22 protein-coding genes are annotated in these 12,356 nt (G+C 28.6%); 6 read left to right on the forward strand and 16 right to left on the reverse strand.

Annotation, left to right across the window (positions count from 1 at the left end; all coding sequences use genetic code 11):
* Positions 1-145 precede the first annotated feature (145 nt).
* Positions 146-559, reverse strand: coding sequence for an SRPBCC domain-containing protein (locus tag KA867_RS07195; RefSeq protein ID WP_481906156.1), 414 nt, complete (start codon positions 557-559; stop codon positions 146-148).
* Positions 560-932: 373 nt separating this feature from the next.
* Here KA867_RS07195 and KA867_RS07200 point away from each other — a divergent pair, with 373 nt between their 5' ends.
* Positions 933-1,670, forward strand: a complete 738-nt coding sequence (locus KA867_RS07200; protein ID WP_210137536.1) for a poly-gamma-glutamate hydrolase family protein — start codon at positions 933-935, stop codon at positions 1,668-1,670.
* A gap of 95 nt (positions 1,671-1,765) precedes the next feature.
* Entirely contained in the window at positions 1,766-3,070 is a 1,305-nt protein-coding gene (locus KA867_RS07205; RefSeq protein ID WP_210137537.1) for a TrkH family potassium uptake protein, read from the forward strand.
* Between the two features lie 99 nt (positions 3,071-3,169).
* Here KA867_RS07205 and KA867_RS07210 read toward each other — a convergent pair whose 3' ends face one another.
* The 12 genes from KA867_RS07210 to KA867_RS07265 all read right to left on the reverse strand — a co-directional run bounded on the left by KA867_RS07210 (position 3,170) and on the right by KA867_RS07265 (position 9,589).
* Entirely contained in the window at positions 3,170-3,406 is a 237-nt protein-coding gene (locus tag KA867_RS07210; protein ID WP_210137538.1) for a hypothetical protein, read from the reverse strand.
* Positions 3,407-3,588: 182 nt separating this feature from the next.
* Positions 3,589-4,263 carry a hypothetical protein gene (locus tag KA867_RS07215; protein ID WP_210137539.1) on the reverse strand — a complete coding sequence of 225 codons (675 nt, stop codon included), beginning with the start codon at positions 4,261-4,263 and terminating at the stop codon, positions 3,589-3,591.
* 140 nt (positions 4,264-4,403) lie between these two features.
* Positions 4,404-5,720, reverse strand: coding sequence for a peptidoglycan recognition protein family protein (locus tag KA867_RS07220; RefSeq protein ID WP_210137540.1), 1,317 nt, complete (start codon positions 5,718-5,720; stop codon positions 4,404-4,406).
* Between the two features lie 201 nt (positions 5,721-5,921).
* Entirely contained in the window at positions 5,922-6,110 is a 189-nt protein-coding gene (locus KA867_RS07225) for a hypothetical protein (protein ID WP_046207074.1), read from the reverse strand.
* 219 nt (positions 6,111-6,329) lie between these two features.
* Positions 6,330-6,818: a GNAT family N-acetyltransferase gene (locus KA867_RS07230; RefSeq protein WP_210137541.1), complete on the reverse strand. Its 489-nt coding sequence runs from the start codon at positions 6,816-6,818 to the stop codon at positions 6,330-6,332.
* Positions 6,819-6,972: 154 nt separating this feature from the next.
* Positions 6,973-7,503 carry a hypothetical protein gene (locus KA867_RS07235; RefSeq protein WP_107383841.1) on the reverse strand — a complete coding sequence of 177 codons (531 nt, stop codon included), beginning with the start codon at positions 7,501-7,503 and terminating at the stop codon, positions 6,973-6,975.
* Between the two features lie 130 nt (positions 7,504-7,633).
* Positions 7,634-7,885, reverse strand: a complete 252-nt coding sequence (locus tag KA867_RS07240; RefSeq protein ID WP_210137542.1) for a GlsB/YeaQ/YmgE family stress response membrane protein — start codon at positions 7,883-7,885, stop codon at positions 7,634-7,636.
* A gap of 320 nt (positions 7,886-8,205) precedes the next feature.
* Complete coding sequence (locus KA867_RS07245) at positions 8,206-8,406, reverse strand: hypothetical protein (protein ID WP_210137543.1); 201 nt, start codon at positions 8,404-8,406, stop codon at positions 8,206-8,208.
* Between the two features lie 43 nt (positions 8,407-8,449).
* Entirely contained in the window at positions 8,450-8,668 is a 219-nt protein-coding gene (gene elxI1 / locus KA867_RS07250) for an epilancin biosynthesis-related protein ElxI1 (protein WP_019469869.1), read from the reverse strand.
* 10 nt (positions 8,669-8,678) lie between these two features.
* Entirely contained in the window at positions 8,679-8,954 is a 276-nt protein-coding gene (locus KA867_RS07255; RefSeq protein ID WP_210137544.1) for a hypothetical protein, read from the reverse strand.
* 117 nt (positions 8,955-9,071) lie between these two features.
* Complete coding sequence (locus KA867_RS07260; protein ID WP_210137545.1) at positions 9,072-9,263, reverse strand: hypothetical protein; 192 nt, start codon at positions 9,261-9,263, stop codon at positions 9,072-9,074.
* Between the two features lie 137 nt (positions 9,264-9,400).
* Positions 9,401-9,589: a hypothetical protein gene (locus tag KA867_RS07265; protein ID WP_210137546.1), complete on the reverse strand. Its 189-nt coding sequence runs from the start codon at positions 9,587-9,589 to the stop codon at positions 9,401-9,403.
* 99 nt (positions 9,590-9,688) lie between these two features.
* On the opposite strand from KA867_RS07265, the gene KA867_RS07270 reads away from it, so the two are divergent.
* The 4 genes from KA867_RS07270 to KA867_RS07285 all read left to right on the forward strand — a co-directional run bounded on the left by KA867_RS07270 (position 9,689) and on the right by KA867_RS07285 (position 10,578).
* Positions 9,689-9,889 (forward strand): hypothetical protein, encoded by a 201-nt coding sequence (locus KA867_RS07270; protein ID WP_210137547.1) that lies wholly within the window; start codon positions 9,689-9,691, stop codon positions 9,887-9,889.
* A gap of 64 nt (positions 9,890-9,953) precedes the next feature.
* Positions 9,954-10,160: a hypothetical protein gene (locus KA867_RS07275; protein WP_019469864.1), complete on the forward strand. Its 207-nt coding sequence runs from the start codon at positions 9,954-9,956 to the stop codon at positions 10,158-10,160.
* A gap of 24 nt (positions 10,161-10,184) precedes the next feature.
* Positions 10,185-10,322 (forward strand): hypothetical protein, encoded by a 138-nt coding sequence (locus tag KA867_RS07280; RefSeq protein ID WP_210137548.1) that lies wholly within the window; start codon positions 10,185-10,187, stop codon positions 10,320-10,322.
* Positions 10,323-10,344: 22 nt separating this feature from the next.
* On the forward strand, positions 10,345-10,578 hold the full coding sequence (locus tag KA867_RS07285) for a hypothetical protein (protein ID WP_210137549.1): 234 nt from the start codon (positions 10,345-10,347) through the stop codon (positions 10,576-10,578).
* Between the two features lie 361 nt (positions 10,579-10,939).
* On the opposite strand, the gene KA867_RS07290 is transcribed toward KA867_RS07285, so the two are convergent.
* From KA867_RS07290 to KA867_RS07300, 3 genes are all read right to left on the reverse strand, one after another.
* Positions 10,940-11,158, reverse strand: a complete 219-nt coding sequence (locus tag KA867_RS07290; protein ID WP_019469862.1) for a hypothetical protein — start codon at positions 11,156-11,158, stop codon at positions 10,940-10,942.
* A gap of 23 nt (positions 11,159-11,181) precedes the next feature.
* Positions 11,182-11,484, reverse strand: a complete 303-nt coding sequence (locus KA867_RS07295; protein ID WP_210137550.1) for a hypothetical protein — start codon at positions 11,482-11,484, stop codon at positions 11,182-11,184.
* A 406-nt stretch (positions 11,485-11,890) separates the two neighbouring features.
* Positions 11,891-12,340, reverse strand: coding sequence for a GNAT family N-acetyltransferase (locus KA867_RS07300; RefSeq protein ID WP_210137551.1), 450 nt, complete (start codon positions 12,338-12,340; stop codon positions 11,891-11,893).
* Between the last annotated feature and the right edge of the window lie 16 nt (positions 12,341-12,356).

The following is a 12,356-nucleotide window of genomic DNA, read 5'->3' on the forward strand; positions in this document are numbered from 1 at the left end:
TAATTGAAACTTTTATAGTTACATTTAAACATATTAAACCATATTGTGCAAAAGTTTTGTTTTGATATTTGAAAGAAGTATAAAAAAAAATTGAAAAAGCGATCAATGTTAAACATTGGCCACACCTTCAATTCTTATTGGACAGTTACAATAATGCACCGCTTATTTTATTGCCATATTCTAAATATGATTTCAGACAACTAAGCATATATACCCAGCCTTCTTTTTGACCTAATAAACGTTCTACATCGTTTTCTTCAATATCTTTTTCGGTAGTAGTCACAATTGTGTGATTATCATCACCATCCAATTCAATAGTCACATGATTATTGCCCCACTTGAAATGAATTGATTCATTTTTAACAAGTTTTTCTATTAAAATATCGATTTCAGCATTATACGCTTCGTATCGTAAAGTAATCGTTTTACCTTCTTCCCAACGTTCAGAACTAGAAGTAAACCAAAATCCTCCGATATATTCTGGATTGACAAAAGCTTCAAATACTTGATCACTAGATACATTTACTTGCATTTTAGTTACTATATCCAAAAGATCCACAACCTTCCTTTTAAAGTTAAACGTTTTATAATCATCAATGAAAACACATAATTATATTGTCTTTAGACACTCAGCATGATTGACCGAACAAGAAAAGACTTAGCCTTACATGATAAAGAAAATCATAAACTTGTGTGTTATAAAAATCCCACCAGTATATATTGCATTTTCCAATCAGTCGTTATTGTTGTTTTTGAAATGTCAAAGATGTCTTATTTTCAATCTATCTACTTACTCTATACATTTTATACCCCAAAATGTAAATTTCATTACAATGCCATTAACATAATTGTAAATAACATATAATCTATATAGTATTAATAAATTTGTTATACTTTACGAGTTAGTAAATACTTTTACTCAGGAGTTAATTATGAAAAATATTCTAAGCACTTACGTATACTATTTAATTATGCTTGTTATTGTTGGCATCATACTAATTAGTCTATATTTTACATATATATGGAACAATAACCAGGCATCAAATCAAGATAAATATCAAAATTTCGCACAATTAAAATCAGACACAGTGAAACAGCGTGACTGGCAAAGAAATATTAAAAAAACAAACAATAAAGATATACTCATCACTGCCATTCATGGTGGCGGTATAGAACCTGGAACCTCAGAATTAGCTAAAATCATTTCTAAAAAAGGCGACTTTAATTTATATAGTTTTGAAGGGTTATTAAAATCAAACAACAAACAATTGCATATCACATCTACCAATTTTGACGATCCTAAATTGAACGAAATGACTAATCGTTCACAAGAATCTATTTCTATACACGGTTTTCAAGGCGATAAAGATACCGTTTATATTGGGGGCCAAGATAAAAAAATGGCGCAATCCATAAAAAAAGAATTAGAAAAAGAAGGTTTTAATGTAGAAAAAAGTCCAAATAATATTAATGGTCGTTCTTCTAAAAATTTCATCAATGAAAATGACTCAGGTTCAGGTGTTCAACTGGAAATATCTACATCTATAAGAAAATCATTTTTCAAAAAGGACCGCTTAAACAGAAAAACGAGAGAAAATACGAATAAATACCGAGATTCAATTTATGATTTCGCAGAAGCTGTCACCAAAGGTATTCGTTCACAAACGTAAAATTTTATTTTTTCCAATTTAATTGTATCAATTGAATTGCTTTTTTTAATAATGAGTATAAAATACTGATTATTAAAATACGAGGAACTTTAAAGATGAGACTATTAAACAAACCATTATATATGTATTTAATGTTGTTTTCATTAACCACAATCGTTGGAACATTATTGTTATATTTACCGGTCACAGGCGTAAAACCTTTAAACTTTGTAGACGCATTTTTTATTTCTGCAAGTGCCTTCACAGTTACTGGCCTAGCGACTATAGATATATCTAGCCAATTTAATTGGTTAGGCGATACGATTATTTTATTACTTATTCAAATTGGCGGATTAGGAATCGTCACTGTAACACTTTTAACACTTATTCTGATGCATCGAAAAATCAGTTTAAGAAACCGCTATTTGATTATGACAACTTGGAACATTGAAACACCTGGTGGCGTCATCAAATTGATTCTTCAATTTGTCGTTTATAGTATCTGTACAGAATTCATTGGGGCTATATGTATCGCATTATCATTTATTCCAAAATATGGTTTTGGTAAAGGGTTGTTTTTAAGTGTGTTTACTTCAATTTCTGCATTTAACAATGCTGGTTTTTCATTATTTAATGACAATATGATGCGCACTGTTAATGACCCTATAATAACTATTATCGTTCCAATCCTTATAATCATGGGTGGTATTGGACCGCTTGTCTTTTTAGACGTCGCGACAACTAGAAAGTTAAGTAAATTAACCCTACACTCAAAAATAGTATTAACGACATCTGTCATACTGATATTTATTGGTTGGGCTGTGTTTTACTTTTTAGAATATAACCATTCTATGACACATTTGTCATTTTTAGAAAAACTTGGCGCTTCATTCTTTCAATCTGTTACTACCCGAACTGCTGGTTTTAATAGTGTCGATATCGAACAAATCACACCACCTACTTCAATATTATTAATGCTTTTAATGTTTATTGGTGGCTCTCCTATCAGCGCTGCAGGCGGTATAAAAGTAACAACTTTAGTCTTAACGTTATTATTTATAAAAAGTACATTAAGAAACGAACAGCACACCTCTATTTTCAAAAAATCTATAAATGAGCACACATTAAAAACTGCCGTGGCCATTACATTTTCTGCCGGTGCATTTGTTATAATCGTCTCATTTATAGTAAGTTATTTAAATTCAGCAATATCTTATACTAAAGTATTATTCGAAGTCATTTCTGCTTTCGGCACTGTTGGGCTATCGATGAACTTCACGACGTTTTATGATAGCCCTACGAAAATAGTTATTGTACTCACAATGTTAATTGGTAAAATTGGTATACTTACATTCCTCCAATTATTTATTACTGAAAAAAATCAAAAATTTCATTATGCTAAAGAAAATGTACATCTATAAAGAAATGAAAATAGACCAGAAATTAGCTTTTAATTTCTGGTCTATTGCTATTTCACATCTCTATTCGTTTCAGTATCGTCTAATCAAATCTTAATAACATTATTTCACTTTTCTTAAAATTGTAGACGTTGTCGCACAAATCATAGTCATTAATACCAAAGTAGTCATAATCACCATATGTGTACCAGATACATCAAATCCTAAGCTAAAGTTCCCAGATTGATTATTGATAAAACCGTTAACAAACACAAGCACTAATACACTTATTGCACATAAAATGCCAATCACATCAAATAAAAATTTAACATATGGATATTTAATACCTTTAGTTAACATCTGTATCACCTCAACTTAATTTAACATTAAGAACGCTCGATATAATACGCTCACAATTCACTGATTTCGATTATATTTAATGTATCATACTATATATAATCATAAAATACTTAGAATTGTTAATACCATATAAATCATGATTAAAAACTTCAAAATTGTTATTATTTTAAAACACCAACTAATCAATCATTAATCAATTGTATACTTTGAGCTAACCTTTTAATTTGTTTATTGTCTGTAGCATTAATTTCAACCGTTTCTATATCTTGTTCAACTGCATTTTTAGTGTCTTGATAAATATCCTCAGTGTTCGAGGATGCATTTGATTCCCATCTATATGGTATTTTTTTATAAATATTAATAGTTCCATCACCATTACTACTATAAGTTATTGAACCACCCACTTTCATTGGCGCTTCTAATTTAACGACATCCTCAGGATACAATGCGCTCTTTTCCGCATTTTTATTTACGGGCGTTCCTTTTGGATATTTTTTGACATAAATATTTTTGACATCTTTAATCATTCCTAGTTGATGCCAAATACGGGCGTATTCGATTTTTGAAGCACTTAAACCATTTAAATAACTTTTGCTATTATCATTATTTTTCATTTTTGAAGCATTATCTTTTTTTGACGTTTGGCCTTTATCCTTGTCATTTTCAGTCGATGAATCTTGATGTAATGACTGATCCGTTTTTGCTTCACTTTGTTCTGTAGATTGACGTTCCTTACGTTGATTACTATCTTTATCCTGTTTGTTTGTGTCACTGTTTTGCCCAACGTCATTGTTACCACATGCTGTCAGGATCACTGATAAAAATAATAATGACATGATTAAATTAAATTGCTTCATTGTCTATACCCACCCATAACTTTATATTATTAAAGTAACACGAAATTATGACGCTCACAATTATATTCATAAAAACATTTTTTAATTTAATAAAAAACGAGCATTGTCTTATTAGACGATGCTCGTTCTATGCAATGCTTCTATTTTATTTTTAGAATTTGGCCTACTTTTAAACTATTGGAACTCAACTTGTTATCCTTTTTAATTTTATCTACAGAGGTACTTTGATTTTTAGCAATGCTATATAATGTATCACCTTTTTTAACCGTATATGTCTTAACTAGATATAAAATTTGTCCCTTACTAATATTATCCGACTTTAAATGGTTCCATTTTTTTATGTTTGCCACACTTACTTTACTTCGTTTTGAAATATTATATAGTGTGTCTCCTTCAACCACTTTGTGTGAATCGCCAGTAATGGAATCACTTGGGGTGCTAGGATTTTTCAACTTCAGTACTTGCCCTACAGAAAGCGTGTTGCTCGTTAGTTTATTCCATTTTTTAATATTATCTATTGCAACACCACTTCTTCTCGAAATGCTATACAGCGTATCACCTTTTGATACTTTATATGTTCTGCCAGTAATTGCTCCGTCACTACCTCCACCTGATAGAGATTTATAATGTTTCTGTACTAAACTGTAAAACTGGTTCATATTATATCCCCATTGTCCGAAATAGCCAACCGGATCTGAATGATCTGAACCACCCCAATATTGGCTTACCGCATTGTGACTTATAATTGTTCCTGTTCCTTGATTATTGTCAGCAAGCGAAGGCTGTAGCCCATTGGCTTTCAACATTTTTGCAGTTAAATATGCTTGGTTATTAACAGATCTTGCGAACCCATCAAATGTGTTAGATCTTGTTAATTCAATTTGATAAAAATATGGATTGGCATTAGCACCTGCGCCCCAAGCTAAATATTGACTTGGCGCAGTTTGAACAATTTTATCACTACCCGCATACGCATGCACAAACGCACTATTATAATTGTTGTACATGTAATTTACTTCACCATCGATTGTACTATTCGGATTTGCAGTTTCATGTATTACTACACCAATGTATTTACCAGATTTATAATTATACTTTGGTAAGTTATTCATTCTGGAATCTTGTACGATTTTAGCTGGCTTTATATTATTATTTGCTATGTATGTATTTACATCTTGATACGCTCGATTAGCCGAAAAACTTCTCATTTCAGTATTTTGACGTTCACCATCTTTATTATGTAACTTTAAATCTTCTGGTGTTAATGCATTTTTCAATTGCTGTGGACTCATTTTTTGAGCTTTTTCATAATCAATGGCCTTGCTCGTATTTTCTTTGTTTTGTGTATCATTCTTCTTCGTATCTTGCGTGTTTTTATTTTCTTGTGCTGCAATTGCAGTTTGTGACAGTAGCAAGCTCGAAACTAATAACAATGAAACACTAAATCTAAACTTCATAACGACATCTCCTTAAATAAATTATTCATACGGTTAATATTAGGTAACAAAAAATTTCATTTACAAAACTTCTTTAATTCATTCTATATTAACATTGAATTAATTACAAAATGAAATATTGTTTTATGCTTCATATTAACGATACTTGAGGTTTCTAAAACAAAATTAAAAGCCGTCGCTCATTTGAGCAACGACATTTTATTAAATATCTGTAAAAACACTAGACAATATCGCAATCAAAGCCACCACTAATACAAGTACTAAAATGGAATCAATTTTTCTTTGATTACGTTGATTCATAGGTTTTCTGAACTCTTTTAATGCTTTAAAACCTGCGATTAAAACAATAATTAAACAGACTAAATGAAATAACAACGCAAACACAGCCATCCCAATCACCCCAAGTCATATTAATAAGATCTTCAAACCGTATCATTACATAAAAACATAAATCTCTTATGAAAAGGTCATATTATTTATTTATCCATACCCTTTCCATACATTAAACTAACTACCACTTTTGTTTTCTATCAAATACCTGGTTTTAGTTCGATTTTTATAATAAATTAATTACTTGCTTAAAATACCATCATTTGGCTTTAAACATAATTATTTCAATATCAATTGATAAAAAGCTAAGTCCAACCATCTGCCAAATTTGTAACCGACACTTTTTATATTTCCGCAAAATTCAAAACCATATTTTTCATGTAATTTAATGCTAGCATTATTTGATGCGTCAATACCTGCAACAATTGTCTTATAATTTCTGTTTTTGATCTCTTCAATTAATTTAACTAACAGTTGTGAAGCTATACCTTCATTTCTCGTTTCTGGATCAACATAAATCGAATGTTCTACAGTGTGTTGATACGCTGGCCAATTTCTAAACGATCCATACGTTGCAAATCCAACAACTTTGTCATCTTTTAAATATACAAAAATGGGTTCGTCTTGCTCTAATTTTGTATGAAACCAAGCTTCTCTTTCTTCAATGGTTACTGGCTCATATGTATAAACTGCGGTCGTATTTAATATTGCATGATTATATATAGTTAAAATCGATTGTAAGTCTGATTGTCCTGCTTGTCGTATCATATCGTTTCACCTCTGCTTCATTGTATATTTAAACCAAATCTTCAGCAAATCTATGTCATAAAACATAACAAAAACACTCACCATAACCTTAAAGTTATCTAATGAGTGTTTTTCATAAAATGTTTATATATATATGCACAAAGCACAAATTGTATTATTTATTAATAAATTGTAATTCATAAAGTTCTTTTTCATCATACGTATTAAATCTATCTAATTTACCATTGAGCATAATTGTTTTTACTTTTCTACTAACGTTATGGTAATAATTAATTCTAATATTTAAATTAGATTCATAACCATTATTTTGAATGGTACTTTGCAATTCATCAAAAACGTCTTTATTAATTGGTAATAAATAGCCTTCTTTACTTGGTAATATACTTACATATTTCTTTTGAATTACGTTATCTTCATTAAGAATTATTTCAATCTCAATATCTTTTGCTGCCCCGCCACCTAGATTAAACAATTTTAAATAATCTTGATGTTCAACAGAATCAGAACTTGTATTAATCATTTGTAATTGATTATCTTTATCTAAAGAAAGTAAAATTTGATTAAATCCAAGCGCAGGAATAAAACTTATTTTCATTTGGTACAGTTGTATTGAAACTGATACAAAGTAAAATAGTGCCATTATAAAAGTTCCAATAGAACCAATAGCTGAAATAATGTTTATCATACTAAACCACCTTTATAATATAAATGTGAGATGGTCGTTGATTATCGTAATATCTTTACAAAAAAGATCATAATTTCTACCCGTTATAATAAAAATTTTTTCTAACTTTTTGTAAGTCGATTTATCTTAATTATTTTTTTCTTAGCGCACTAATAATAAGTGAAGCGATAAATATTAATACAATTGACCCAATCAATGCTGGGAAAATTGGTACACCGCCCCATACTGGGCCCCAAGTACCTAGCAATCTACTACCAATCGCAGAACCAACTAGACCAGCAACAATATTACCAATGATACCTCCTGGAATATCTTTACCTACGATAGCGCCTGCAATCCAGCCAATTAGGCCACCTACAATGATCATTATTATAAAACTCATATGCATAAACTCCTTTTTATTTGTATATTTTTAAACACATGAATATTACGATAACCAACATGAAAATACAATACCACAATTACTTTATTTACGTAAATAGTAATCAATGTTTTTAAACACAAAAAGACCCCTAATAAAAGGGGCCTTATAACGGGAGTTATGAATCTTCTGCATGCCCAAGGGCACACAGAAAACCCATCTCCTCATTTTCGCACACCCGTGGGCATGCAAAACTAATTATAAAACTACATGACGATAATGTAAATCTTAAATTTGAATATTATAACACTTGCTTGATTTCATCTTATAATTTTATTTTTTCATTTAATAAAATAAAGCATTATAACTATAATGATAGACAATGGTATTATAAATTTATCTACATGCATCATTGAATCTGATAACTTTTCAAAGTCTTGATTTGATGCAGTTTTCTTCTTCAAATCACTATACTTTTTGCCAAAATATAGTGCTGGCAAGAGATTAATTAATAAAAAGATGATTAATATCATCAAAATCATTCAAAGCCCTCTATTCTAACAACACAAAAATATATGTAAAACTTTATTCATTATTATGTTTTTCTTTTATCATTTCAGAAGGTACTGCAAATATAAATAGTAAAATAAATAATATCAATGCTAAATGAGGAATATCTTCAAGAAAATACCATCTTAAATTCCAATCAAACATCATATTTGCATATTTAACAATATACTTACTAAACAATAAAATAACACATATCCATACTAAAACATCTAAAATTTTAGTGATAAATTTCATACATAACCCCTTATAAACTATAAAATATAATCGCTATTATTACGATAAAGATAATATCAAAAACGATTATCTTGATATTTTTTTCCATAACGTGCGGTATCGCACTTATGATTAAGCTTAGTATAATAAGTACGCCAGACCCGTTAACAACATAATCTAGAAATTTCCATTCAAAGATCAAAGCTAGGATCAATGAGGCAAATACTAATATCAATGCTACTATGCCTAATGTATTTGCTATAACTTCTATTGTTTGATATTTTCTCTTATTATTTTCATGATTCATAAAACACCTCCAAAATGCTATATGAACAATCATTTTAAAATACTTAAGATTAGTATTTATGTTTTTAAATTTCTGTCAGTGGATTATATAGTGTTGAAAATACCTTAGTTAAGGCTTTTAATGGTTATTTTTCTTTGAAATTTCGATACTTTTATAAAGCAAAAAGCCTGCATTTAAAACAGTTATTATAGTAAAAATCACTGTAAGAAAACTATTAAGGTGATTAAACGCGCCAAAAGCAAATAATAGTACTAAAATTATATTCATAAAATTAGTAATTATAAAACTCATATCCATATTATTTTTCAAATTTCTCACTCCTGTTGAACAAATATTTTTAGAAAAATACCTCACTCGTATTACATAAACTTATATACTGATTTGATTTATTAATAATGTGCTGAATTATGCGATGTCTCTATAATTATTTAATACAATACCTACACTTAGTAATTATCTTCTCTTTCTTTTCTTTTGTATCTCAATGCTTGAACTATGTAATAGATACTTACTGTAGTCACAATTAAAGCACCAATACCTACTGTAATAGAATTATTGTAAAATGAATAAACAGCAAATATGAGTGCACCTACAAATATAATAAATGAAACAACTATCTCAATATTATTCCACATATAAATACCCCTTTTTGTTATAATATTATTTCAATGCTAACATACTTTTTATAAAATATATGTTGTATCCATCCAAATTATTCTAGGAGTTGACATAATTTGAATAGATTAATTGTTGATATGGGCTTTTGGTATGAAGGACATACACTATCTTATCCTTTAATATTTGCAGATTGTACAGTTACATATAGCATTATGGAATTAAAAGTACTTTTAGAATATTACGAAAAAGATTCATGGTGGAAAAATTATACTATTGCACTCATGGATTTCGAGTCAAAATACAATAATGCTAGGTAGTTCATTACAAATCTTTGATTCCAAATGTTAAAACCAAAGGATTAATATTTGAGGAGTGGAGAAAATGAATAAGAGAATGGCTATACACCATACAATTAATATCATTTTAATGATTGCACTCATTATTTTTAATTATACAAATATTGGTGGATTTACCATTTTATTAATATTAGCAATAATTTTTATGGGTAATGCAATTTTATTAATACGAGCAAGCACGAAAAAAGTTGAAAAAGACGGCGTTACGATAGACGACTATAACAAGAAGTAATATAACTTTATGAGGAGTGATATGATGAAATTTGGCAAATATAAAATTGATGAGTTTTATCTAATCATGATTGCTAGTTTTTTAATAACTTCTATTTTTGTACCATTCATGCTCATTTCAGCTGTGTTAATGGTTATTTTAGGATTAGAAAAAGAAGCATAGTATATAAAAGGAGATTGGTATAATGGAATTCAATAATTGGATAGTTACAATTAATGGCAAAGGATCATATAATATAGTCAGAGACGAAGATACACTAGTTATTTTAGAAAACTATCAACACGTTGCTCTATATTTAAAATTGGAAAATGATACTATAAAAGTTAAATCACTAAGTTATGGAAATGATGTCTCGTTTAATGTTGATACAAGAGAAATCATTGTAAATGTTATAAATTTATTAGATGATGACGATTAATCTAAATCATCACTACGTAAACTTCAACAATAATGAAATTATAGAAAGTTCACTTAAAAAACTTAAAATACACTTATTTAAAATTAGTAATTTCTTACACTTGAATAAAGTTTAATGTCCTTTCCCAAAATATATAACACACAAAAATAACCCGTAGGTATATGCCTACGGGGTTTTCAGATACAATATCTATTATTGTGCTTTATATATACTACTATTTTATTAATAATCATTAATGTTCAAAAAGCTGTTATAAAGGCATTTGCCTTCATTATCAAAACCATTCCTTTTTTCCTTAATATTACGTATGCTTTGTATCAAACTTTATTAAATCAAATGAGCTATAACCTTTTATTATTGATCAAGGAATCAAAGTGTAAACAACAGTAACTAGAACCACTACAATAAGAATTATAGCATTTGTTATGCCTATCTTTTTAAGTTTTTCTTGATATTCATTATCAGACATTTCATTTTTCTTTTTACTTAAAATATAATAAAAAGTAAAGATAGAATAACCAATAAAAATCACGAGTGAAATCACAGATAAAATTAAAAATATAATTTTTAGTACGTCCATATTATTCATCTCCTAATATTAATTTATCCATCTTTCAAATTTATTATCTGTTTTTTTAATTCGATCATAGTATTGTACTTTTCATTAGTCTCCACTTCAGACAATAATACATCTAGTGACTTATCATATATGCTCTTAGCTTTAGATTTGTCCTCTTTAGCCACAGCACTATATAAATTACCAATTTCTTCAAATAAATTTGCACTTTTATTTAAATAGATAAGTTTTTCTTTATTAGAATCATGATCAATCAAACCGTCTCTAATACCGTATTTAATTGCATAATAAAGTAAAATAGCTGATAAAATTATGTATACAAAAACCAAATAAACACAGCCTTTCATTTTTCAAATTTATGTGTTCCATTACTCATTAATTTTTATTGTTTTTCTTATTTAAATAAATGGCTAAGAATGCAATTCCTATGCAAAACCACATTCCCAATATTGAAAGCCAAATTGTCATCGTGAATTCAGTCCTTCTTTTTAGTTTTATTATCTTTCTTGTAAAAAATCTTATTCAAAAAAGTGATGTCTGCTAAATAGCTAAAAAAGCTACCTACAATAAATGATGCGATAGTTGCAAACACCTTTCTAAGATTTCATATAAAAGTCCTCACAAATATTGTTTTAAATATGATTTCATACTAACACACCCTCGATTAAATTTATATTGTGTATAAAATAGTCTGTATTTCAATTTTAAAGTTGTACGCTCTTTCTAAAAGTCCACTTACAATTCCTTTATAAAACGAATCATATCCCTACACAATATGCCATTTTCATAAATTTTTTCATTATAATTTCTATCATAAAATCCTACATCTACATTACACATTCTAAAACCCATTTTTTGATAAAATACAATTTGCCCTATACTAGAATTACCTGTTCCAACCTCTATATTTTTGTAACCATTCTTCTTGGCATATTCAAAAGCATTTGCTAGTAACTTTTTACCAATCCCCATCTTCTGATTAGATTCTAGTACTGCAATGTTAACTAATTCAATTTTATCTTGATTAATTTTTTGTAATACATAGCATCCTAAAGCCTCATTATTTTCTTTGTATACAAAGCATTCCCCTTTTTTTAAATAATTTAAAATTAAATTTTTTGATGGGTCTGCCAACAACAGAAGTTCAATCGGTGCTTCATCTACAGATTTCAACTTTTCAATCATAATTATCACTCTTTCA

This window comes from Staphylococcus sp. GDH8C109P (genome assembly GCF_017893405.1).
Classification (GTDB): Bacteria; Bacillota; Bacilli; order Staphylococcales; family Staphylococcaceae; genus Staphylococcus; species Staphylococcus cohnii.